Origin of the sequence: Anaerococcus vaginalis ATCC 51170, from assembly GCF_000163295.1 — a bacterium.
In the GTDB taxonomy this organism is placed as follows: domain Bacteria; phylum Bacillota; class Clostridia; order Tissierellales; family Peptoniphilaceae; genus Anaerococcus; species Anaerococcus vaginalis.
This window is the reverse complement of sequence record NZ_GG700527.1, coordinates 923,886-947,165: the sequence shown is the minus strand read 5'-3', so window position 1 is coordinate 947,165 and position 23,280 is coordinate 923,886. Positions and strand designations below refer to the sequence as shown.

At 27.4% G+C, this 23,280-nt stretch carries 19 protein-coding genes, 1 tRNA gene and 1 other RNA gene; 14 read left to right on the top strand and 7 right to left on the bottom strand.

Annotation, left to right across the window (positions count from 1 at the left end):
• Positions 1 to 91 precede the first annotated feature (91 nt).
• Both HMPREF0078_RS04510 and HMPREF0078_RS04505 read left to right on the top strand, forming a co-directional pair.
• Positions 92 to 1,366: a putative glycoside hydrolase gene (locus HMPREF0078_RS04510; protein WP_039920516.1), complete on the top strand. Its 1,275-nt coding sequence runs from the start codon at positions 92 to 94 to the stop codon at positions 1,364 to 1,366.
• A gap of 13 nt (positions 1,367 to 1,379) precedes the next feature.
• Positions 1,380 to 2,009 carry a transporter associated domain-containing protein gene (locus tag HMPREF0078_RS04505; protein ID WP_004838946.1) on the top strand — a complete coding sequence of 210 codons (630 nt, stop codon included), beginning with the start codon at positions 1,380 to 1,382 and terminating at the stop codon, positions 2,007 to 2,009.
• A gap of 34 nt (positions 2,010 to 2,043) precedes the next feature.
• Here the strand turns inward: HMPREF0078_RS04505 and HMPREF0078_RS04500 are convergent, their stop codons facing one another.
• Positions 2,044 to 2,889 carry a helix-turn-helix domain-containing protein gene (locus HMPREF0078_RS04500; RefSeq protein ID WP_004838945.1) on the bottom strand — a complete coding sequence of 282 codons (846 nt, stop codon included), beginning with the start codon at positions 2,887 to 2,889 and terminating at the stop codon, positions 2,044 to 2,046.
• Between the two features lie 174 nt (positions 2,890 to 3,063).
• Between HMPREF0078_RS04500 and HMPREF0078_RS04495 the strand changes: the two genes are divergently transcribed.
• Complete coding sequence (locus tag HMPREF0078_RS04495; protein WP_004838944.1) at positions 3,064 to 4,704, top strand: glycogen-branching protein; 1,641 nt, start codon at positions 3,064 to 3,066, stop codon at positions 4,702 to 4,704.
• Positions 4,705 to 4,729: 25 nt separating this feature from the next.
• On the opposite strand, the gene cbpB is transcribed toward HMPREF0078_RS04495, so the two are convergent.
• From cbpB to HMPREF0078_RS04485, 3 genes are all read right to left on the bottom strand, one after another.
• A complete protein-coding gene (gene cbpB / locus HMPREF0078_RS04490; protein WP_004838943.1) occupies positions 4,730 to 5,197 on the bottom strand; it encodes a cyclic-di-AMP-binding protein CbpB in 468 nt (155 codons plus the stop codon).
• Between the two features lie 64 nt (positions 5,198 to 5,261).
• An RNA gene (ffs, locus tag HMPREF0078_RS09000) (signal recognition particle sRNA large type) lies at positions 5,262 to 5,528 on the bottom strand.
• Positions 5,528 to 5,618: transfer RNA gene (locus HMPREF0078_RS04485), tRNA-Ser, on the bottom strand. Before HMPREF0078_RS04485 ends, ffs begins: the two co-directional genes overlap by 1 nt.
• A 106-nt stretch (positions 5,619 to 5,724) precedes the next feature.
• Here HMPREF0078_RS04485 and dnaX point away from each other — a divergent pair.
• The 5 genes from dnaX to hydF all read left to right on the top strand — a co-directional run bounded on the left by dnaX (position 5,725) and on the right by hydF (position 11,174).
• Entirely contained in the window at positions 5,725 to 7,476 is a 1,752-nt protein-coding gene (dnaX, locus tag HMPREF0078_RS04480; protein WP_004838942.1) for a DNA polymerase III subunit gamma/tau, read from the top strand.
• Between the two features lie 11 nt (positions 7,477 to 7,487).
• Positions 7,488 to 7,823 (top strand): YbaB/EbfC family nucleoid-associated protein, encoded by a 336-nt coding sequence (locus HMPREF0078_RS04475; protein ID WP_004838941.1) that lies wholly within the window; start codon positions 7,488 to 7,490, stop codon positions 7,821 to 7,823.
• Positions 7,823 to 8,422 carry a recombination mediator RecR gene (recR, locus tag HMPREF0078_RS04470; protein WP_004838940.1) on the top strand — a complete coding sequence of 200 codons (600 nt, stop codon included), beginning with the start codon at positions 7,823 to 7,825 and terminating at the stop codon, positions 8,420 to 8,422. Before HMPREF0078_RS04475 ends, recR begins: the two co-directional genes overlap by 1 nt.
• Before the next feature lie 188 nt (positions 8,423 to 8,610).
• Positions 8,611 to 10,035 carry a [FeFe] hydrogenase H-cluster radical SAM maturase HydG gene (gene hydG, locus HMPREF0078_RS04465; RefSeq protein WP_004838939.1) on the top strand — a complete coding sequence of 475 codons (1,425 nt, stop codon included), beginning with the start codon at positions 8,611 to 8,613 and terminating at the stop codon, positions 10,033 to 10,035.
• Complete coding sequence (gene hydF / locus HMPREF0078_RS04460; protein ID WP_004838938.1) at positions 10,032 to 11,174, top strand: [FeFe] hydrogenase H-cluster maturation GTPase HydF; 1,143 nt, start codon at positions 10,032 to 10,034, stop codon at positions 11,172 to 11,174. The genes hydG and hydF overlap by 4 nt, the downstream gene beginning before the upstream one ends.
• 30 nt (positions 11,175 to 11,204) lie before the next feature.
• Here hydF and HMPREF0078_RS04455 read toward each other — a convergent pair whose 3' ends face one another.
• The gene (locus HMPREF0078_RS04455) at positions 11,205 to 13,019 is read right to left on the bottom strand and encodes an ATP-dependent helicase (protein ID WP_004838937.1); all 1,815 of its coding nucleotides are present in this window, start codon (positions 13,017 to 13,019) and stop codon (positions 11,205 to 11,207) included.
• Between the two features lie 104 nt (positions 13,020 to 13,123).
• Between HMPREF0078_RS04455 and HMPREF0078_RS04450 the strand changes: the two genes are divergently transcribed.
• The 4 genes from HMPREF0078_RS04450 to HMPREF0078_RS04435 all read left to right on the top strand — a co-directional run bounded on the left by HMPREF0078_RS04450 (position 13,124) and on the right by HMPREF0078_RS04435 (position 17,710).
• Complete coding sequence (locus HMPREF0078_RS04450) at positions 13,124 to 13,921, top strand: nitroreductase family protein (RefSeq protein WP_004838936.1); 798 nt, start codon at positions 13,124 to 13,126, stop codon at positions 13,919 to 13,921.
• 17 nt (positions 13,922 to 13,938) lie between these two features.
• The gene (gene map / locus HMPREF0078_RS04445) at positions 13,939 to 14,739 is read left to right on the top strand and encodes a type I methionyl aminopeptidase (protein WP_004838935.1); all 801 of its coding nucleotides are present in this window, start codon (positions 13,939 to 13,941) and stop codon (positions 14,737 to 14,739) included.
• A gap of 256 nt (positions 14,740 to 14,995) precedes the next feature.
• Positions 14,996 to 16,306 (top strand): branched-chain amino acid transport system II carrier protein, encoded by a 1,311-nt coding sequence (gene brnQ, locus HMPREF0078_RS04440; protein ID WP_004838934.1) that lies wholly within the window; start codon positions 14,996 to 14,998, stop codon positions 16,304 to 16,306.
• Positions 16,307 to 16,528: 222 nt separating this feature from the next.
• Complete coding sequence (locus HMPREF0078_RS04435) at positions 16,529 to 17,710, top strand: acetyl-CoA C-acetyltransferase (RefSeq protein ID WP_004838933.1); 1,182 nt, start codon at positions 16,529 to 16,531, stop codon at positions 17,708 to 17,710.
• Between the two features lie 105 nt (positions 17,711 to 17,815).
• Here HMPREF0078_RS04435 and HMPREF0078_RS04430 read toward each other — a convergent pair whose 3' ends face one another.
• Together HMPREF0078_RS04430 and ychF are read right to left on the bottom strand one after the other, a co-directional pair.
• A complete protein-coding gene (locus tag HMPREF0078_RS04430; protein WP_004838932.1) occupies positions 17,816 to 18,421 on the bottom strand; it encodes a thymidine kinase in 606 nt (201 codons plus the stop codon).
• A 7-nt stretch (positions 18,422 to 18,428) separates the two neighbouring features.
• Positions 18,429 to 19,526 carry a redox-regulated ATPase YchF gene (gene ychF, locus HMPREF0078_RS04425; protein WP_004838931.1) on the bottom strand — a complete coding sequence of 366 codons (1,098 nt, stop codon included), beginning with the start codon at positions 19,524 to 19,526 and terminating at the stop codon, positions 18,429 to 18,431.
• A gap of 130 nt (positions 19,527 to 19,656) precedes the next feature.
• Between ychF and HMPREF0078_RS04420 the strand changes: the two genes are divergently transcribed.
• The gene (locus HMPREF0078_RS04420; RefSeq protein WP_004838930.1) at positions 19,657 to 21,426 is read left to right on the top strand and encodes an aminopeptidase P family protein; all 1,770 of its coding nucleotides are present in this window, start codon (positions 19,657 to 19,659) and stop codon (positions 21,424 to 21,426) included.
• Positions 21,426 to 23,273: an excinuclease ABC subunit UvrC gene (gene uvrC, locus HMPREF0078_RS04415; protein WP_004838929.1), complete on the top strand. Its 1,848-nt coding sequence runs from the start codon at positions 21,426 to 21,428 to the stop codon at positions 23,271 to 23,273. Before HMPREF0078_RS04420 ends, uvrC begins: the two co-directional genes overlap by 1 nt.
• Positions 23,274 to 23,280 lie beyond the last annotated feature (7 nt).

Sequence of the window (23,280 nt, the reverse complement as noted above, 5' to 3'; positions counted from 1 at the left end):
TGGAGTTGTTTCTAAAGTAATTCAATAATATAAATTTAGGGCGGGTCTTTTAGACTTGCTCTTTTTTTATCTATTTTAGCTAGGAGTTTATATGAAAAATAAAAAAATATTTTTATTGCTTTTGCTCATATTGTCTATTAATTTTTCTTCTTGTTCATCAAGTAAAAATAATAAAAAAATGAGTGATAATAGTTCATCTTCAAATATAACTTCTAATTTAAGTGAAAATAATAAGAAAGATAAGAAACCAACAGGAGAGGCTTATCTTGTTGGTGTTACACCTGATGATTATAATATGGATTATGATACATCTAGACTTAAATCTTTAAATGAAAAAAAATCTAAATATTATCCTAAAGATGGTGTTAAGGGAATTTATATTAATGCTTATTCAATAAATAATCCAAAGTCCTTTAAGAAAAATCTTGATTTGATTGATAGCACTAAGTTAAATACTGTTGTTATTGACATAAAGGATGATTGGGGAAATATTACTTGTGATTTTAAATCTGATAATAAAGATATAAAATATGCTACTGATAAAGTTATTGATGCTGAAGATTTTATAAATAAAATGCATAAAAAAGGCATATATGTTATTGGTAGGATTACCACTTTTAAGGATTCTATTATAACTGAAAAACATCCTGATTGGGGATTTGTTTTGGAAGATGGTTCTTTGTGGACAAATGGACTTAATGAAGCTTTTATGAATCCTTATTTGGATGATGTAAGAAATTATAATTTGAAAATTGCTGAGCTTGCAGCAAATGTTGGTTTTGATGAAATTCAATTTGATTATGTTAGATTTGCAGAAGGTTTTGAAACTTTTAATGAAAAATTGGATTATTCAAAAGGAAAATGGGAAAAAATCCAAAAAAAAGATGAGGATAAGAGGATTGATGCCATTACTAGCTTTGTAAAAGAGGCAAGGGAGATGCTCCAAGCTTATGATACTCCTTGTGGAGTTGATGTTTTTGGTTATTCAATGCAAGTTGGTAGAGCTGGTGGTATTGGACAAGATTTTAAAGAAATATCTAATCAAGCTGATGTTATGAGTTCTATGATATACCCTTCTCATTGGGGACTTTATTCTTTTGATATAGAAAAACCTGATCTTGAACCTTATGAATTAGTTAAAAGATATTTAAAAGAAGAACAAAAAGAATTATCTAAGATTGAACACAAACCAAAATCAAGACCATGGATTCAAGATTTTACTGCATCATGGATTGGCAAAGGAAATTATATGGTTTATGATGCAAAAGCTGTTGAGGCTCAAATAAAAGCAATTTACGATAGCAGTCAAGATGAATTTTTAATTTGGAATTCAGCATCTAAATATACTGAAGGTGTAAGTTACTAAAAAGTAGGATTTTATGGGAAAAAAAATAAAAGATATAATAGACAAGGGCATAAAAATAATTGAGGTTTTAATTTGTTTGACTATTTTGCTTACTTTATTATTGTCTGTACCAAATTTAATTAGATATTCGATTGATATAGTACAAACTTTACAATTAAGGCAAAATTATGAGCTATTAAATGAATTTTTGAAGTATGCCCTTCTTTTGGTAGTAGGTATTGAGCTAATAGAGATGATAATTACTAGATCTCATGAAGCTATTTTAACTTTGATTTTGTTTGTAATTGCAAGAAAAATGCTTTTGTATTCTGTTGATTTAATTGATATTTTAATTGGATCTGTATCAATTGGTCTTATTTTTGCTATTATTAAATTTGTTGTAAAAGATGATAAATTGATGGCGAAAATCGACAATACTTATTCTGCAGCAATGACTGTAAAGCAAATTAAAAAAGAATACAAATTAGATTTGCCTCAAGATATGTCAAATACTTTGGGCGGTTTAGTTTATGAAATTGCAAAAATTGAAGGGATTGACGAGGTAAAAGAAAACACAAGATTGATTTATGGCTCTTATAAATTTAAAATTATAAGCATGAAAGATGGAGTAATTGAAAGAATTAGAATTGAAGAATTGAAATAAAAAAATCATTAGCCTTAATGTGGCTAATGATTTTTTAAATTCTGTGATTTTTTCTAAATTGTGATGGAGTTATACCAACTTTTTTTCTAAAAACTTGGTTAAAATAAGATTGCGAATTGAAACCAACAATTGATGAAATTTCTTCCATTGAATGGTTTGTGCTTATTAGTAAATTTTTGGTTACTTCTATTCTTTTTAAAATCAAATAATCAATAGGTGTAACCCTGTATGATTGCTTAAATTCTGCAATTAAATGAAATTTATTCATAAAGGCCATTTTTGATAGACTTTCAAGTTTTATATCTTCAGAATAATTATTGTCGATGAAATTTTTAATATAATCAATTTGTTTATTTATTTTTATATCATTTGTTATTTCAAAATCATTTTTATATTTTCTAAGTAAGGATATAACAAATTCGCTAGCCTTTGCATTTGCCATAGATTGGGCAAACATATCTCCAGAATTAAATTCATCGTGAATTGTATTAAAAGAATCTATAAAATAATCCTTATTTTCTTCTATATTTTTAAATATGTATTTGTCTTCTTCTAAGCTGTCATCATTTTTGATATTTTTTACAAAAATACTATCAACACCAAAAGAAATAAAAGTTAAATTTTCATTTTCATTTGAATAAATGCTATGTCCAACATTTGAATTAATTATAAAAAAGTCGTCTTTGCTGGTATCTATAATTTTATCTTCTATAGAAAATTTTCCTTTTCCATCTAAAATATAATAAAACTCTGTAAAGGGATGAAAATGAATCCTAGAGTTTATTTTATCAGAAGAAGAAAATTGTTTTGCATAGAGTACTTTAAGGTAAATACTTTGCACGGTTACACTTTCGTTTTCATTTTTATCTAAAATTTCCATAAATCTTGTCCTTTTTAATTTATTTATATATACATTATACAGAAAAAAGCCTTTTACTACAAGATAAATTTTGCAATAAGCTAAGAATTTAACTTTGTGATATAATATATTAAATAAATCATTATTAAAAATATAATTAATAATGTGTGCAATAATATATAGAAAGGAAGAATAATGGATACTAGAAAATATTTGGAAGGTAAGGGGTACGATGGTTACAAATTTTTTGGAAATCACAAAAAGGCTAATAATTCATACATATTTAGAATCCTTGCCCCAAATGCAAAAAATGTTTATATAATAGGAGATTTTAATTCTTGGTCAGAGGAAAAACTTAGAAAATATTCTACGGGAGTTTTTTCAAAAACTATCAAAAATGTTAAGGAATTTGATAAATATTTGTACGTAATAGAAAATGAAAATGGGAAAAAATATTATAAATTAGACCCATACGCTAAATTAATTGATAAGGAAAATGAAAATTCTCTTGTCTATGATAAATCTTACAAATTTTCTTACAAGTACAAAAATAAAAATAATCTAAATATATACCAAATCAGTGCAAAAAATTTTGATAGGAAAATTTTTGAAGATGAAAAATATATGGATAAATTTATCCGATATTTAAAAGAAAATAATTTTACCCACATCGATTTTATGCCTATTTTTGCAAATAGATTTAAAGAAGATTTTTCTTACGGCTCAAGTTTTTATTTTTCTATAAATGAAAATTATATTGAAATTGAAAAAATTAAATTATTTATAGATTTGTGCCATAAAAATAAACTTGGAATTATTTTTGAAATTGATATAAGCAGTTTTGATCCCTTTGAAAAATATTTAAATAAATTTGATGGCTCAAATATGTACAATTATGATTACGATGATATTTTGTATAATTATAGTGGATTAATAAACATAGATCCAACAAAAAATCTAGCAAAATCTTTTATTTTATCATTTGTAACTTATTTGATTAAAGAATTTAATATTGATGGAATTGCAATTACAAATTTAGAAAATCTTATATTTTGGCAAGGGGATAAGTCAAGAGGATACAATGAAAATTGGCTAGGTTTTATAAGAAATATTAATAAATATATAAATGATTTAAATAAAATATCTATTGGATTTTATAATTCAATTTGGGAAAATGACGTAAAAGAAGATTTGGGATTTGATTTGATTTATGATAGGGCTCTTGCAAAACTTATTAAAATAAACCAAAAAAATCCTTTTGAAAGAGCTAATTATTCATATATAGTCAAAAATATTATAGAAAATGATTATAAGAATTATATACTTGGATTTAATTATTTTGATAGCCTTAGTGAAGGGGCATCTCTTGCAATGAAAATGAACTCAAATGATAAAAAGTATGAGCAATTAAAAACTTTGTTATTATTAGTTTATACTTTAAATTCCCATAAAATGATTTTTTCATCAGATGAATTTGGCTCATTAGAAACTTTTAATTTCGATAAGAAAATAAATATTTTCAAACAAAATGAAAGTGAAAAAGATTTTAATGAATTTTATAAAAAATTGAGCGATTTTTATATAAGAAACAAAAATTTATACGAAAATGAATCAAAAACAAAAATTCTTGAAATAGAAGGGTACTCTTTGTATGCATTTAAAAGAATATGTAAAAACGAAGAATATCTGATAATAATTAATTTGACAGATTTGGAATATAAAATAGATTTGCCAGAAAAAATAGAAAAAGTTTTAACAAGTTATAATGAAAATTATCACAGTAAAAATAAATTATATATACCAGCCTTTGGCTCAGGAATTTTTAAAATAAAATAAAAAAGGGAGAAAATTTCTCCCTTTTTTATAATTTCTTAATCAATTTATAGTCATTTTCTAAATTATGAGCTATATTTGTAAATCTTTCCAAAATAGTTTTTCTTGTAATTATTCCAACAAAATATCCATTTCTATGGGTTATACATATAAAATTATTGTTTATTATAAGTCTTAAAACATCTTCAAGATCAGAATCATCAAATAATATTGGAACAATTTGGTCCATAACTTCGCTAACTTTTGTTTGTGTTAGTATTTCTTCATTAAAAAATGTTACATCTTCTGATGAAATTACAATTTTTGAAATAGAAATAAGCCCTCTAACTCTGTCATTTTCATCAAGAACAGGAATTGTTTGATAAGATCTATTTGATAAAACAATAATCGCATGTAAAAGTGTATCATTTTCTCTAACAACTGCAACTTCGCTAGCTGGAGTTATAATGTTTGCCGTAGGTTGATTAAATAATTTTTTTAGATTTTCTCCAATCATTTTTACTCCTTCTTAAAAAAATAGCCTTTTGTCAAAACAAAAGGCATTATAGAGTATATTATGTAAGCACACCCAAGCTCGTAAATTAAAATCTATACGTTACTTAAACAGCCAGCTCATGATAGGTGACCTTACGGCACATAAGAAGATCTACTTAATGCTGCTACGTTCCCGTCCTGACATGGTTCATAGTTTCCTATTGCGTAAGACCCATCAATCAACACCGCTTATTTAAGGCAGACTATATATTTTAAAATCCTAACTTGGGAATTCAATCCTGCTATAGCGGATTGCAGGTTACAAGGCACCGCTAACTCCCCATCTAGTGCATGGCGGAGAGCAAGGGATTTGAACCCTTGATACACTATCAATGTATACACGATTTCCAATCGTGCTCCTTAAGCCACTCGGACAGCTCTCCATGCTTACAGATTAAAACTATACTTTAAAATTGAAAAATTTCAAATCAATTTAAAAATTAAAAAAATATTTTCACTATGGTATAATCTTTAGGGAAAGGAATTATTATGGCAAAAGCTTTATATAGAGAATATAGACCCCAAAAATTTTCTGATGTTTTGGGACAAGATAGGGTTGTAAATGTTTTAAAAAATCAAGTTAAGTCTGGGCAAATATCTCACGCATATTTATTTGCAGGAGAGAGAGGATGCGGAAAGACAACTTGTGCAAAAATTTTTGCTAAGGCAATTAATTGCCTTAATCCAATCGATTTATCTCCTTGTGGAGAATGTGAAAATTGTAAATCAATAGAAGAAGAATCAACAATGGACGTTGTTGAAATGGATGCAGCAAGCAATAGAAGAATTGACGATATTAGAAATTTAAAAGAAACAGTTGTTTATCCACCAAATAATTTAAAATACAAGGTTTATATTATTGATGAAGCTCACATGATTACTAGAGAGGCTTTTAATGCGCTATTAAAAATTATGGAAGAGCCACCAAGTCATTTGGTTTTTATTTTAGCAACAACAGAAATTGAAAAAATTCCAAAGACTATTTTATCTAGAGTTCAAAAATTTGAATTTAATAAAATTGGTAGAGAAGATATAATCAAACAAATTGATATAATTTTATCCGATAGAAATATTACAATCGAACAAGAGGCAAAAGAGCTTATTGTAAAAAAAGCAAAGGGCGCTATGAGAGATGCTCTTTCGATTTTAGATCAAGTTTTATCAATTGACAAAAATAATTTTACATTGAAAGATGTAGAAAACATTTTGGGCCTTGTTGATTTTGAATCCTTGGATAAATTAATAGCTAATATAATTTCATATAATCAAAAAGATTCCTTGGACTTGCTTTTTGATTTAAGAAATAATAACAAAGATGACAAGGATATTTTAGATGGGCTTGTTGGATATTTTAGAGATATTATGATCTATAAGACAAGTCAAAATCAAAAATATATTGAAAATTTAGATTATTTGGATTTGATAAAGGAAAAAATAGAAAAAATTTCATCTGATAGGCTAGTATCCTACTTGGAAATTTTAAATGATTATTCAAATAGGATGAAAATATCTGATAATTCAGCCTTGCTTATGGAGATGGCGATTTTAAGGCTAATTAATTTAAAAGATGATGAAAATATTTTATCAAGATTAAAAAAATTAGAAGAAAATAATTCTTCAAATTCAATAGATATTATAAATAAATTAGTAGATAAAAAATTTGAAAATATTAATATGAATAATTTTATAAAAAATTCTAATCCTAGCCTAGATTATGAAAAAAAAGAAGAAAAAAATATTGAAAAGTTTGATGAAAATGAAAAAATATTTGAAGAAAAAAATAAGGATATAGAAAATAAAGAAATTGATAATAAAATTGAAGAAAATTTTGAAAATAAGCATAGTGATAATGAAGACATAGAAAGTGAAAAAACATTTGAAAATATAAGCTTAGATAAGGAAGAAGAAAATATATTTTTAAATGAATTTAAGTCATCTTGTTCGCCAATTCTAAAAGTTTGGATAAGGGACGAAGGACTTACTTATGATATAAATGGTGACATTTTTACAATTTATTTTACTAATAATTTATATTATCAATTTTTAGAGGGATCAAAAGCAAAAATTAAAGAAATTTTAAAAAATGTAAGTGGAAGAGATTTTACCATAAAGGTATCAAGTATTGACAAAAAAAAATCTAACAAGAATAATAGTATAAGAGAATCAAAAAATGATTCGAATGATGATGTGATGAAAAAACTAGAAAAAGTTTTTGGAAATAATTTAATAATTGAAGAATAAAGGAGTAAAAAATGGCAAGAGGCGGATTCCCAGGCGGCGGAAATATGAATAGCATGATGAAAAAAGTACAAAAAATGCAACAAGAAATGGCAAGAACCCAACAAGAAATTGAAGAAAAAGAATTTTCTTCAACAGCTGGTGGTGGAGTAATAGAAGCTGTTGTTAATGGAAAAAAAGAAGTTCTTAAAATTAAAATTGATGAAGATGTTGTAGATCCTGATGATACAGAAATGTTAGAAGATCTTGTTGTTGCAGCAATAAATGATGCTTTGAAAAAAGCAGATGAATATAGTCAAAAAGAAATGGGAAAATTAACAGGAAATATTAATATTCCTGGACTAATGTAATGAGTTTATATCCTGAAAGTTTAAATAAATTAATAGAACAATTTCAAAAGTTACCAACTATCGGCAAAAAAAGCGCAGAAAGACTTGCTATGAGCATTGTTGGAAGAGATTTAGAAAGCGTAGAAGAATTTTCCAAATCTTTACTAGAAGTAAAATCCAAAATTCATCCATGTAAAATTTGTGGAAATTTAACTGAAGATGAAATTTGTGGAATTTGCAAAGATATTTCGAGAGAAGAAAATACAATCTGTGTAATAGAAGATGTAAGGAACTTATATGCAATTGAAAAATCCTCAGTATATCATGGAAAATATCATATTTTGGGAGGCTTAATTTCGCCTTCTGATAATGTAAAGGCTGAAGACTTATCAATTGATAAATTGTTGGATAGAATTGATAAGGAAAACATTAATGAAGTGATCTTGGCAATTTCATCTACAATTGAAGGTGAAACTACATCTTTATTTTTGGCACATTTGTTAGAAAATAAAAATGTTAAGGTATCAAAAATAGCATCAGGAATTCCAGTCGGATCAAATTTAGAATATTTTGACCAACTTACTTTAGAAAGAGCCTTGGAAGATAGAAGAGAAATTTAATTATATTAGAAATTTCTAGATAATTTGTGATATAATATAAAAAGAAATAGAGATAAGTTTTTAAATGAAATTTATCTAATAATTCTTTGAAAAACTTATAAAATTTAGTGGAAAAATTTAAAGCTGAATATAAAACTTAACAAAACCATCCTTATTAGGGTGGTTTTTAAATCTTAAAGGAGAAAGAAATGGCAAAATATGATGTGAAATCTAATAATGCAGAAGAATTTATTAATCACGAAGAAATCCTTGAATCACTAGATTATGGAAGAGAACATAAAAATGACAGGAAATTAATTAAAGAAATATTAGAAAAGGCGAAAAAAGCTCACGGACTTAGTCACAGAGATGCCTTTGTTTTGCTTTCTTGTCAAGAAGAAGATTTGAATGAAGAAATTTTTTCATTAGCTAAAAAATTAAAGGAAAAATTCTATGGAAATAGAATAGTTTTATTTGCACCCTTATATTTATCAAATTATTGTGTAAATGGATGTTTATATTGTCCTTATCATGCAAAAAATAAAACTATTCCTAGAAGAAAATTAAGTCAAGATGAAATTAGAAAAGAAGTTATTGCTCTTCAAGATTTAGGACATAAAAGACTTGCTCTTGAAACTGGTGAAGATCCAGTAAATAATCCTATTGATTATGTGTTAGAATCAATTAAGACAATTTATTCTATAAAACACAAAAATGGTTCTATTAGAAGAGTTAATGTTAATATAGCAGCTACAACAGAAGAAAATTATAAAAAATTATTAGATGCAGAAATTGGCACATATATTTTATTCCAAGAAACTTATAATAAGAAAAACTATGAATTGCTGCATCCAACAGGCCCTAAACATGACTATAATTATCATACAGAATCTATGGATAGGGCTATGAGTGCTGGAATTAATGATGTTGGTTGTGGAGTTTTGTTTGGTCTTCAATCTTATGAGTATGAATTTGTTGGTCTTTTAATGCATGCAGAACATTTGGAGGCTAGATTTAATTGTGGGCCACATACAATTTCTGTTCCAAGGGTTCAACCAGCAGATGATATAGACCCTAATGAATTTGACAATTCTTTGAGCGATGAAATGTTTGAAAAAATCGTAGCTTGTCTTAGACTTGCTGTTCCTTATACAGGAATGATAATATCTACAAGAGAATCTAAAAAAGTTAGAGAAAAAGTATTGGATCTTGGAATAAGCCAAATTTCTGGAGGATCAAAAACTACGGTAGGTGGTTATTCAGAAGATATTGGAGATGTAGAAGGTTCAAATCAATTTGAACTTGCAGATAATAGAACCTTGGATGAAGTTGTTGATTGGCTATTAAATATGGATTATCTACCATCATTTTGTACAGCTTGCTACAGAGAAGGTAGGGTTGGAAAAGATTTTATGAAAATTGTAAAAGATCATGGAATAGGAAATATGTGCCAACCAAACGCCATTCTTACCTTGGATGAATATTTGACAGACTATGCAAGCGAAAAAACTAGAAAAGATGGTAGGGCTTTAATAAATAGGGAAATTGAAAAAATTCAAAATCCAAATCTTCGTGCCAATACAAAAAAATGGCTAGATGAAATTAGAGATGGAAAAAGAGATATACACGTATGATAGCATATAATTCAGAAAGATTTAGTCTTGTTCTTTTAGGTAAAACAAATTCTGGCAAATCTTCATTTTTAAATTATATAACTGACCAAGATGTTTCTATTGTTTCAAGTCAAAAAGGAACTACTACAGATCCTATAAAAAAATCAATGGAAATTCATGATTTTGGTCCAGTATTATTTTTTGATACGGCAGGATTTGATGATGATACAAATTTGTATGAAAAAAGAATAGAAAAAACAAAAAAAACAATAGAAAAAGCTGATCTTATTTTGTATTTTTTGTCTATGGAAGATGAGCTTAATGATATTTTTAAATTAAAAAAGGAATATAAAAATATAATTTTTATTGCAAGCAAACAGGATTTGGATATTGGAGAAAAAATATTTGAAAAATTTGAAAGCATAAATCCCTTAAAAATTAATTTAAAAAATAAAAATGATAGGGACAAATTTTTTGATAAGATTAGGTCGGATTTTAAAATTGAAGATAAGACTATTACAAAAAATCTTGTTAAAGAAAATGATTTGGTTTTGCTTGTGATTCCTCAAGATGCTGAAGCTCCAAAATTTAGGCTTATCAAGCCGCAAGTTATGACTATAAGAGAAATTATAGATAAAAATGCAACGGCAGTTTCTACAAATTTAAAAAATCTAGAAAATACCTTAAATTCTTTTAATAAAAAACCTGATCTTGTAATAACGGATTCTCAATATTTTAAAGAAGTTTATAATATTTTGGATAAGAACATAAAATTAACTTCTTTTTCTGTTTTATTTTCTGCTTTTAAGGGAGATATAGATTATTATATAGAATCTGTAAAAAAATTAGATGAGGGAACAAGAAAAATTTTAATTGCTGAAGCTTGTTCTCATCCTCCAATTTCTGAAGATATAGGAAGAGTTAAAATTCCAAAATTATTGAAAAAAAATTATGATAATATAGAAATTGAATTTGCAAGGGGCGATGATTTTGAAAATATTGAAAAGTATGATTTGATAATTCAATGCGGAGCTTGTATGTTTAATGAAAAATATGTAAAAGAAAGAATTAAACTTGCAAAAGAGAAAAATATTCCAATGACAAATTATGGTATAGTACTTGCTTATTTAAATGGAATTTTGGAAAAAATTTATATATAAATATGATGATAGCCTTGGTTCAAAGTTTTATTACTTTGACCCAAGGCTATTTTTTATTATTTCTTGACTGCTTTTATAAAAAATTGATGATTCTACTTTTTTATTATTTCTGTTTTTTAGCGATAAAAGATGTAGATTATTTTTTGCTCTAGTAATTGCAACATAAAAAATTCTTCTTTCTTCTTCCAATCTTTCAAAATAATTTTCTTTATCTAATATTATAGGAAATTCATTTTTAATTAAATCTATTACAAAGACTGTGTCATATTCAAGACCTTTAGAAGAGTGGATAGTTGAAAGTTTTAAATTATTTTCGCTTAAAGATTTAGATTTTTTTTCTATAATTTTAATTTTTTCATATACTTGGTCAAGATTTTCGCATGATTTTGTAAAATATTTTAGGCTTTCTATGTAAATATCTTTATTTACAGTTTCTTCCTTGTATTTTCTACTTAACATATCAATATAATTTTTATAAGAAAGGCTTTGATGTATAAAAGAAATTTTTTTATCAATGTCTAATTTTCTAAGATGCTTTAGCTTTTTTTCGATGTTAAATAAGGCGTCTTTCTTGAAGTTTTCTATATCAGAATTTTCAAAAAAATCGAAAATATTCTCATTAATTGGCTTATATATAAGTTTTTCTATGTCATCTTTTGATAAGTAGGATGAAATCTTATAGTAAATTTCAGAAAAAATTTCTACATTATTAAAATCATTTGAAAAATTAATTATATTAATCATATCTAGAAAAATTTTTGATTCAAAAAAATCCATTATTTTAGAATTTATTGAAAAATCAATATTATTTTCTAATAGGTAAGAAATTAGAGAAATTGCCGAAATATTATTTCTAAATAAAATTCCAGTATTTTCGTTTTTATCAATATTTTCAAGTATATAAGCATATTCTTTTGAAAAATTTTTGAAAGATTTTATTTTTATTTGGCTTGGATTTTTTCTATTCACTTTAAAATCTTTTTTGTACCTATTTTTATTTTGCCCTATAAAATTTTTAGCTAATTTTATAATTTCTTCACCAGACCTGTAGTTTGTATCAAGAGTCATTATTTTTGCATCTTTGTAAATTTTTGTAAAATTTAACAGGTAATTAGGATTTGACGCCCTAAAGGAATAAATTGATTGGTCATCATCTGCTACTACAAGAAGATTATTTTCTGGCATAACTATTTTTTCTAAAATTTTAAATTGCAAAAGCGAAGTATCTTGCCCTTCGTCAAGTTGGAAATATTTATATTTGTTTTTAATTGATTTTAAAAGTTTTTTATCTTCTAATAATTTAAGGGCATAAACTTGCATATCATCAAAATCTAGAAGGTGCTTTTGTTTTTTTATTTTTTCATATTCCAAATAAATTCTATCTGCATTAGAAATTTCAATATTTTCTAGATAGGAAATATCTAGGAGAGAATTTTTCATAAAAGAAATTTTTTGAAAGAATAAATTTAAATCTTCTTTGGACATTTTTTTATTATTAATGCTTTTATAAATTTCTCCAACAAGATTATATTTATTGTAAATTTTCTCATCTTCTATTAGATTTACTTGTCTATTATATTTTTTTAAATAATTTCTAATTATAAGATAGCAAAAAGCATGAATAGTCATAAAATTTGAATCCTTGCTATCAAATCTTTTTTTCATATCATTAGCTTGGATTCTAGAAAAAGTTAAATTTAAAATTTTTGACGAATCAATATGTTCTGACAAAAATTTTATTCTTTCTAAAAGCATTGTAGTTTTTCCAGAACCTGGAATTGCCAAAACTAAAAGAGGACCATCCAAATGTTTTGCAGCTTGTAATTGTTTGCTTGTAAATTTCATATTTATATTTTATCATATAAGTATAAGAATTTAATTATAGAGTATTTAATAATTTAATTTATTAACTGACGATTTAAGGTATAATATTTAAAACGGGAGGAATTATGTTAACTACAAATTTTTTAAAAACAAGAACTTCTACTAGAGATTTTAAAGATGAAAAGGTAGACGATGAAAAAATTAAAAAGATTTACCAAATTACAAGAGAATTAGAAAATAAATTTGGTGAAAAGGATCTTCATTACCAAGTAAATAATAAGGGAGAAGAAGTTTATTTTAAATTAAAAGGAAACGCTGGCTACAAGGGAGTTATGATAAAAGCGCCTTTGTATGTTGCCCTTGATATTACAAATGATAGCAAATCTGCTCTTGTTAAAGGAGCTTATGGTCTTGAAGAATTAATTACTAAATTATCTGAACAAGGACTAGCTTCTTGCTACATTACAGTAAGCGGAGTAAGCGATGATATTTTAAAATCAGCTTTTGTAAATGCTGAGGGAAAAATTATGTCAATTCTTGCAATTGGCGAAGCTATAAAACAAGAAGTCAGAGAACACAGATACGATGATAGAAAAGGAATAAATGAATTTGTATTTATTGATGATTTAGATCACAAAGCAAGCGTAGAAGAGCTTTCTCAAAGAGGACTTGATGATTTATTCTCATACCTAAGATTTGCTCCATCATCATACAATTCACAACCATGGAGATTTGTTTTAAAAGATAATTTTGTAAATTTATATTTAGAAGATTACAAAGACGAAGCAAATTTAGTTGATGCAGGAATTGTAATGTATTATTTTGATCAATTAACAAAAGAAATATCAATAAATTCAATTTGGGAAGTCGAACCAAAATTAGATGGCTCAAAATTCCAATTTATTGCTCAAAAAGAATTATAAAATTTTAAGGAATTTTAATGATAAGACTTTATACAGAAAATGATATAGAAAAAATGTATGGGGCTTCAGAAATTCTTTGCCAAACACACCTTGCCATAAAAGAAGTAATAAGAGCTGGAATAACAACAAAATTTCTTGACGATTTTGCAAATAAATTTATAAAACACAAAAATGCAAGACCTGCCCAATTAGGTTATCAAGGATTTCCATATACACTTTGCATATCCGTAAATGATGAAATTTGTCACGGATTTCCTTCTGATTATGTACTAAAAGAAGGCGATGTAGTTTCAATTGATAATGTTATAGATTACAATGGAGGACTTGCAGATTCTTGTTGGACTTATAAAATTGGAAAATTGAGTGAAGAAAATGAAAAGTTAGTTGATGTTAATTTAAAAGCTCTTTACAAAGGAATTGAAGCTGCAAAACCAGGAAACAGAATCGGAGATATAGGTTATGCAATTCAACAATACGTTGAGGACGAAAATGGCTTTTCAGTTATAAGGGATTTTATAGGTCATGGAATTGGAAAAGAAATGCACGAAGATCCACAAGTTCCACATTATGGAAAAAAAGGATTTGGTCCTAGAATAGAAGAAAATATGGTATTTACAATTGAGCCAATGATAGCAGTTGGCGATTGGAAATCAAAAATGGATTCAAATGGATGGACAGCAAGAACAAAAGATGGTTCCGTTTGTTCACAATTTGAACACCAACTTGTCATAAGAAAAGAAGGAGCAGAAATAATAACTGACCAAAATAATTTTTCTTTGACAGAAGATGACAAAAAATTTATAGAAGCATATAAATAGGAGAGAAATCTCCTATTTTTTTGCCAAAAATAAATTTATAAAAATGGATAATTTTACTTATTTCATTGGAAATATATGTCAAATCTTATAAAAATTCATAATAAAATGTTTTCAAATTTATAAATAAATATCTTTCCCAAAGAAAAATATTAAAATTTAAAGAAAATAATAAAAAATTTGTAAAAAACTTTAAAAAAGACTTAATAAGTAATCAAAAAAATGGTAAAATATAAAAGTACAGCTTTAAGGAGGAGTTATGGATATTTTAGTAATAGGATTTGCATTATTTGCAATGTTTTTTGGAGCGGGGAATTTAATTTTTCCACCAATGTTGGGATATACTTATGGAGATAAGTGGTTATTGGCATCTATTGCCTTTACAATTGTGGGAGTTGGATTAACTTTGCTTGCTGTAGTTAGTATGGCAAAAAGGCAAGGAAATATTTTTACTTTTACTTCACTTGCAGGAGCTAGGCTTTCAAAAGCAATAGTTTTAATTATTGCTCTTTGTATCGGACCTTTAGGTGCAATTCCAAGAACTGCAGCTACAAGTTTTGAGATGGTACAATCAGCAGGCTTTAATGTAAATATTTGGGTCTTTACTTTAATATTTTTTGGATTATCATTGTTTTTGTCTTTGGCAAAAAATTCTGTTGTAGATTTAATTGGAAAATTTTTGACGCCACTTTTATTAATTTCTTTATTTATAATGATAATTGTTGGAATGTTAAATCCGATTGGACCAATAAAAGAAATTAATATAGATTTAAGTAAAATATTTTCTGATTCAATGCTTGAAGGATATAATACAATGGATGCTTTGGCAGCTCTTGCATTTACACCAATAATTGTAGAAAGCGTGATAAAAAAAGGCTATAAAAATCAATTATTAAAAAAGACTATTCAAGCATCATTGATTGCAGTTTTTGGACTTGCTTTTGTATATATTTCACTTACATTTTTGGGAGCAAGTGCATCAACAAGTATTGTTACAGATTCAAGAGTAACTTTACTAAATTTTATTTCAGAAAAAATTCTTGGAGATAAGGGGAAATTTGTTTTATTAGTCGCAATTATTATGGCATGTTTTACAACATCTGTAGGCTTGATTTCATCAATTTCCAATATATTCGCAGAATTTTCTAAAAATAAATTTAATTATAGTTTTCTTGCAATAGCAATAGCTTTAGTGTCTTTATTATTATCTGTTCTTGGAGTGGAATCAATAGTAAAGCTTACAGGACCATTTTTACAATTTGTCTATCCTTTAGCAATTGTTTTAGTAGTATTTAATTTGATTGGGAAAAATTCTCTCAATAAATTAGTAATTAGAAATTCTTTTATTGTGGTAACAATAGTTTCATTTATAGATGCTCTAATTAGTTTGATAGACATTTTAAAAGAAATGTTTAATGTAAATGTTTCTTTGTTATTTGGTTTAGAATCAGTATTGAAAAAAATTATACAAGTTATCTCCTTAAATATTGTAGATTTTCCATGGATAATTCCTCTAATTGTTATAATTATCCTAACTAGCCTATATTTAAAATTAAATAAAAATAAATAAATTTTTCATCCAAATTAATTTTTGGATGTTTTTTATTAGAAATTTTTTGCAATTATTTTTTTATCCTGTATATTTTTATTGTAAGTAAAAATATTAGAAAAAGGATTTCAAAATCCAAATAAAAATTATTAGAAAATGTTTGATAAATTTTTAACTACATGTTATAATCGTATTGTAAGTTAAGATAACAATTTATCAGATATAAAATCGAAAGGGGAAATTATGACAAGAAAAGTAGTAATTGCAAGTGCAGCTAGAACTCCAGTAGGAAGTTTTGGTGGAGCTTTAAAATCACAAAGCGCAGTTGATTTGGGTGTTGTTGCAGCTAAAGCAGCTATCGAAAGAGCTGGAATTAAACCAGAAGATATTGAAGAAACTGTTTTAGGATGCGTTTTACAAGCAGGACTTGGACAAAACGTTGCAAGACAAATTTCATTAGGAGCAGGAATCCCAATAACAACACCTGCAATGACAATTAATAAAGTTTGTGGATCAGGACTTAGAACTGTTTCACTTGCAGCTCAAATGATTTTAGCAGGAGATGTTGACGTTGTTTTAGCAGGTGGTGCTGAAAGTATGTCAAACGCCCCATTCTTATCTAATGAATCTAGATGGGGAGCTAGAATGGGAGATAAAAAATTTGTTGACGAAATGATTACTGATGGTCTTTGGGACGTTTACAATGATTATCACATGGGAGTTACAGCTGAAAATGTAGCTGAAAAATATGGAATTACTAGAGAAATGCAAGATGATCTTGCAGCAGTAAGTCAACAAAGAGCAAGCAAGGCTCGTGCTGAAGGAAGATTTAAAGATGAAATCGCTCCAGTAGAAATAAAAGATAGAAAAGGAAATGTTACAGTAGTTGAAGATGATGAATATATCAGAGACGGTGTAACACAAGAAGGAATTTCTAAATTAAGACCAGCATTTATAAAAGATGGTACAGTTACAGCAGCTAACGCATCAGGAATCAATGATGGAGCAGCTTGTCTTGTAGTTATGAGCGAAGAAAAAGCTAAAGAATTAGGCGTTAAACCACTTGCTACAATCGTAAGCTATGCATCAGCAGGAGTTGATCCAAAAGTTATGGGAACAGGTCCAATTCCATCAAGTAAAAAAGCTCTTGAAAAAGCAGGATGGAAAGTTGAAGATCTTGACTTAGTTGAATCAAACGAAGCTTTCGCAGCTCAATCATACGCTGTAAGAAATGAAATGGGCTTTGATCCAGAAAAAACAAATGTAAACGGTGGAGCAATTGCGATAGGTCACCCAATCGGAGGATCAGGAGCAAGAATTCTTACAACACTTTTATACGAAATGGAAAAAAGAGATTCTAAAAAAGGTCTTGCTACACTTTGTATAGGTGGAGGAATGGGAACAGCTCTAGTAGTTGAAAGATAATAAATTTATAAACAAAAATAAGGTTGTTAGAAATAACAGCCTTATTTTTTTGGAAATTTTCAGATATAAGCTATAAAAAATAAAAACTACTCAATAAAGAGCAGTTTAAATTTCGTCTAATGATATTTGATTTTTATTTTTTTCTCTATCTTTCATTTTTCTATTGTAGCATGATCTGCACAAAGGCTCGTATGAATCTTGAGCTCCGATTTCTATTCTTTCTTCATTGTAAGATTTTCTAAAGGAAACCCAAGCATCTTCTCCGCATGATGCACAAATAGCATGGTGTTTTATTAATTCGTCAGCTATTGGCATCAGCTCTTTTACAACTTCAAATGGTTTTGTTTTATAATCCATATCAAGTCCTGACACAACAATTGTAATATGATTTTGCATAAGTTCTACAAAATAGTCGACAATTTTTGATGGCTTGTCTGGAAAAAATTGAACTTCATCAATTCCTATAGCATCAATTTCATTATTTTTTGCATAATCCAAAATTTCTTTTATGGATTCTATTTTAATCGCATCAAGCTCCAAATTATCATGGCTTATTATTTTTTCATCTTCATGTCTTGAATCAACTGATGGTTTGAATGCAATTGTTTTGTATCCTGCAACTTTCATCCTATAAAGCTCACGCCATAGGGAAGTGGTTTTGCCTGAAAACATAGAACCTGTATGAACAATAAGTTTAGCTTGTTTTTTCATATCTCACCTAAACATTAAATTTAAAATTGGTAATATCTCCATCTTTCATAACATAATCTTTTCCTTCCATACGAAGTTGACCATGTTCTTTTACTTTTGCCATATTACCATATTCTTTTAGGGTATCAAAACTTACGATTTCTGCTTTTATAAAACCTCTTTGTATATCTGTGTGGATCTTTCCAGCAGCATCTACAGCTTTTGTTCCATTTGTAATTGTCCAAGCTCTTGTTTCATCTTCTCCTGTTGTCAAAAATGAAATTAAATTTAAGGTTTTATAAGAATCTTTTATAACTTGATCGCAACCTGATTCACTTAGACCGATCATTTCCAAAAATTCTTTCTTTTCTTCATCGCTTTCAAGCTCAGATATTTCTTGCTCGATTTTTGCACTTACTACAGAAACTTGGGCGTTTTCTTCTTTGGCAAATTCTCTAACTTTTTGAACAAATTCATTATCATCGCCATTATTTGCAACATCACTTTCATCGACATTGCAAACATAAATTATTGGTTTTGTTGAAAGAAGTTGGTAGGTTTTAAGAAGAGCCTTTTCTTCATCGTGCAAATTTAAAACTCTGGCAGATTTTCCTTCTTCCAAAACTTCTTTTATTCTTTTTAATAATTCAACTTCGCTTCTTGCTGATTTATCAGATTTTGCGACTTTTTCTCTTTTTACCAAAACTTTTTCAACAAGCTCAAGGTCTGAAAGTATAAGCTCAAAATTTATTGTTTCAATATCTCTTAATGGATCAATGTTACCATCAACATGGGTTACATTTGGATCGTTAAAACAACGCAAAACTTCTACAATTGCATCTGTTTCTCTTATATTTGATAAAAATTTATTTCCCAATCCTTCGCCCTTACTTGCACCTTTTACAAGTCCTGCTATATCATAAAATTCTATAGCTGCTGGTACAATTTTTTTTGAATTGTGCATTTTTGCAAGATAATCAACTCTATAATCTGGAACATTTACAAGTCCTACGTTTGGATCTATTGTGCAGAAAGGATAATTTGCAATTTCTGCTCCAGCTTTTGTAATTGCATTAAATAAAGTTGATTTGCCTACATTTGGTAGGCCAACTATTCCTAATTTCATTTAATCACTCTCTCTTTTTTATTCTTTATTTAGCATTATTAATTATATAGAAAGCGCCTAAAAAAATCAATTTTTATATTATGCAACAATGGTATAATATGAATAAGATTATAAAAATAAAGGAGAAATTATGAATATTGATCAAAAACTAGAAAAGCTTAGAGAGCTAATGGCTAGCAGAAAAATAGATGCTTATATTATTAATACATCTGATCCTCATCAATCAGAATATATTAGTGATTATTATAAAACTCGCGAATTTATTTCAGGTTTTACTGGCTCTGCGGGAGTTTGCGTTGTTACAAAAGATAAGGCAAGACTTTGGACAGATTCAAGATATTTTTTGCAAGCTGCAAATGAATTAAAATATTCAGAATTTGAATTTTATAAACAAGGTTTTGATGAAGATCCAACTATGGAAGAATTTTTGTTGGAAGAAGTTGGAGAATTTGGAAAAATTGGTTTTGATGGTACTTGTTATTCAGTAAAAGATTATAAATCTTTAAGTGAAAATATGGCATCACGTGCTTTGGTTTATGACATAGATTATATTTCTCAAATTTGGGAAGATAGACCAAGCCTTCCAAAAGAAAAAGTTTGGATTTATGATCAAAAATATGTTGGCGAAAGTTTAGAATCAAAAATAAATAGATTAAGAGAAGAATTAAAGAAAAAAGATTGCGATTATAATTTTATTGGATCTCCAGAAGATATTTGTTACCTTTTAAATATTAGAGGAAATGATATTGGATATACTCCAGTAGTTTTGTCATATTTGTTGGTTTCAATGGATGAAATTCATCTTTGCATAGACCAAGATAAACTTGACGATGAAGTTTTGGATTATTTAAAAGAAAATAAGGTAAAAGTTCATTCTTATGATTATATTTATTCTTTATTAAAAAATATTAAGGGGAAAAATAGAATTTATATAGACCCAGAAAGAACTAACGTTGCAATTTTTGATTCTATAAATTCAAATGTAAGAATTACTAGCGGTGTAAATATTTCAACTCAAATGAAAGCGGTTAAAAATGAAACTGAATTAGAAAATGAAAGAAAAGCTTATATTATTGATGGTGTAAGTTTAATTAAGTTCTTTAATTGGGTTGAAGTTGGAACAAGTACGGGTTCTTTGACAGAGCTTATAGCTAGCAAAAAATTGCAAGATTTAAGAAAAGAAAATGAATCATATATTGAAGATTCTTTTGAAACAATTGCAGGCTACAAAGAAAATGGAGCTATTGTCCATTATGAACCAACTTCACTTTCATCAAAAACTCTTGAAGAAAAATCACTTTTATTGGTAGATTCAGGAGCTCATTACAAAGAAGGAACTACAGATATAACAAGAACAATCGCTCTTGGAGAATTGACTGAAGAAGAAAAAGAAAATTATACCCTAGTTTTAAAATCTCATATAGGCTTGATGAGTGCAAGATTTAAAGAAAAAACCAAGGGACAAAGATTAGATGCTATTGCAAAATATCCATTGTGGAAAGCTGGAAAAGATTATTTCCATGGAACAGGCCACGGAGTCGGATTTAGCTTAACAGTTCACGAAGGCCCAAATAATATTTCTCAATTTAATGATGTAGAATTATTAGAAAACATGACAACATCAATTGAGCCGGGTCTATATATAGCAGATAAACACGGAGTAAGAATTGAAAGCGAAGTTTATGTGAAAAAAGATTTGGAAAATGAATTTGGTAAATTTATGAAATTCGAATGTCTAACTTACGTGCCAATTGATACTAGACCAATAAATATGGATATGATGGATAAGTGGGAAATAGAATGGATAAATGTATATAACAAAAAATGCCAAGAAGTTTTATCTCCATATCTTGAAGGATCAGATTTAGAATATTTGATAGAAAGATGTAAAGAGATTTGATGAACAATCAAATAAAGGAAAAGCTAAAAGAATTACCAGACCTACCAGGCGTTTATATAATGAGAAATAGCCAAGATGAAATAATCTATGTTGGCAAGGCTATAAATTTAAAAAAACGTGTAAGCCAATATTTTGACAACAACAAAAATAAGGGCAGAAAAGTTCTTTCTATGGTAAGTCATATAAATCATTTTGAATATATAATTGTAGAAAATGAAGTCGAAGCTCTTGTGTTAGAATCAAATCTAATAAAGAAAAACAGACCCAAATATAATATTGTATTAAGAGATGATAAGCAATATCCATATATAAAAATTACAAATGAAAAATTTCCTAGAATTCAAAAAGTAAGAAATGTAAAAAAAGATAAGGGCTATTATTATGGCCCTTATCCTGATGCTTATGCAGTAAATGATGTAATAGAATTATTTCATATACTTTATCCAATAAGAACTTGCAATCTAAATTTTGATAAGGGACAACAATTAGATAGACCTTGTCTAAATTATTATATAGATAGGTGTAAAGCTCCATGCGTTGGTAAGGGGGATGAAAAAGAATATATGGAAAATATAACTAAAATCAAAAATTTTTTAGAAAATAAATCTGATTATATACCAAATTTAGTTATAAATAAGATGAATAAGGCAAGTGAAATTTTGGATTTTGAAAATGCTGCAAAATACAGAGATTACCACAGAGCCTTGTCAACCATTTCTCAAAAACAAAAAGTTACTACAACAAATGGTGATGACATAGATATAATTGCAATGTCCAAAGGAATATTTTATGTCACCATGCAGGTGTTTTTTATGAGAGATGGAAAAATCGTCGATAGAGAACATTTTATTATTAAAGATGATTATAGAGAAAAAGATGAAGATATAATTTCATCTTTTATGAAGCAATTTTACTTAAACCTTATGTATATACCAAAAGAAATTTTAGTTCACAAATTGCCATCAGATCTTGATGCCCTTAATTTATTTATTGAAAAGAAAAAAGGCAACAAGGTAAAAATAAATTGCCCAAAACTTGGCAAGAAAAAAGAATTAGTAGATATGGCTTTTAGAAATGCAAGCGATATGATGAGAAAATACGAAAAAAGGCTTGAGGAAAAAGAAAGAAAAAAACACAGTGGCTTAAATGGATTAAAAGAAATTTTGAATTTAAAATCTATAAATAGGATTGAAGCTTACGATATTTCTAATACATCGGGGGTCCAATCAGTTGGATCAATGGTTGTATTTCAAAATGGGATAGCAGAAAGAAAAGAATATAGAAAATTCAAAATAAAAACTATAGAAGGGCCAGATGATTATCATTCCTTGGAAGAAGTTCTTACGAGAAGATTTGAAAGAGCAAAAAAAGAAATTAAAAATAATAACACTTACACAGGTTTTGGAAAACTTCCGGATTTAATATTAATGGATGGGGGAAAGGGTCAAGTAAAATCTGCAAAAAAAGTTTTGAAAGATTTAAATTTTTCAATAGAAGTTGCAGGACTTGTTAAAGATGACAAGCATACAACAAGAGCAATTATATATGAAAATGAAGAAATACAAATAAAAAAACGAGATCCAGTATATAAATTAATTTATGAAATCCAAGAAGAAGCCCACAGATTTGCCATAAATTATCACAGAAAATTAATGACTCAAACTATGAAAAAATCTGAACTTGATAATATTAATGGCATAGGAAAAAGAAAAAAAGAAAATCTTCTAAAACATTTTAAAAGCGTAAAAAATATAAAAAAAGCAAGTTTAGAAGAGCTTATGGAAGTAGATTTGATTGGGGAAAGCCAAGCACTTGAAATAATTAAATATTTTAAACTAAACAATTAAAGAGGAT

Coding starts and splice junctions, on each gene's coding strand:
- HMPREF0078_RS04500 (WP_004838945.1), bottom strand. CDS start 2,889: ATGGAAATTTTAGATAAAAATGAAAACGAAAGTGTAACCGTGCAAAGT.
- hydG (WP_004838939.1), top strand. CDS start 8,611: ATGGCAAAATATGATGTGAAATCTAATAATGCAGAAGAATTTATTAAT.
- HMPREF0078_RS04510 (WP_039920516.1), top strand. CDS start 92: ATGAAAAATAAAAAAATATTTTTATTGCTTTTGCTCATATTGTCTATT.
- uvrC (WP_004838929.1), top strand. CDS start 21,426: ATGAACAATCAAATAAAGGAAAAGCTAAAAGAATTACCAGACCTACCA.
- recR (WP_004838940.1), top strand. CDS start 7,823: ATGAGTTTATATCCTGAAAGTTTAAATAAATTAATAGAACAATTTCAA.
- HMPREF0078_RS04430 (WP_004838932.1), bottom strand. CDS start 18,421: ATGAAAAAACAAGCTAAACTTATTGTTCATACAGGTTCTATGTTTTCA.
- dnaX (WP_004838942.1), top strand. CDS start 5,725: ATGGCAAAAGCTTTATATAGAGAATATAGACCCCAAAAATTTTCTGAT.
- HMPREF0078_RS04475 (WP_004838941.1), top strand. CDS start 7,488: ATGGCAAGAGGCGGATTCCCAGGCGGCGGAAATATGAATAGCATGATG.
- hydF (WP_004838938.1), top strand. CDS start 10,032: ATGATAGCATATAATTCAGAAAGATTTAGTCTTGTTCTTTTAGGTAAA.
- HMPREF0078_RS04450 (WP_004838936.1), top strand. CDS start 13,124: ATGTTAACTACAAATTTTTTAAAAACAAGAACTTCTACTAGAGATTTT.
- HMPREF0078_RS04505 (WP_004838946.1), top strand. CDS start 1,380: ATGGGAAAAAAAATAAAAGATATAATAGACAAGGGCATAAAAATAATT.
- HMPREF0078_RS04455 (WP_004838937.1), bottom strand. CDS start 13,019: ATGAAATTTACAAGCAAACAATTACAAGCTGCAAAACATTTGGATGGT.
- HMPREF0078_RS04435 (WP_004838933.1), top strand. CDS start 16,529: ATGACAAGAAAAGTAGTAATTGCAAGTGCAGCTAGAACTCCAGTAGGA.
- ychF (WP_004838931.1), bottom strand. CDS start 19,526: ATGAAATTAGGAATAGTTGGCCTACCAAATGTAGGCAAATCAACTTTA.
- HMPREF0078_RS04495 (WP_004838944.1), top strand. CDS start 3,064: ATGGATACTAGAAAATATTTGGAAGGTAAGGGGTACGATGGTTACAAA.
- cbpB (WP_004838943.1), bottom strand. CDS start 5,197: ATGATTGGAGAAAATCTAAAAAAATTATTTAATCAACCTACGGCAAAC.
- HMPREF0078_RS04420 (WP_004838930.1), top strand. CDS start 19,657: ATGAATATTGATCAAAAACTAGAAAAGCTTAGAGAGCTAATGGCTAGC.
- brnQ (WP_004838934.1), top strand. CDS start 14,996: ATGGATATTTTAGTAATAGGATTTGCATTATTTGCAATGTTTTTTGGA.
- map (WP_004838935.1), top strand. CDS start 13,939: ATGATAAGACTTTATACAGAAAATGATATAGAAAAAATGTATGGGGCT.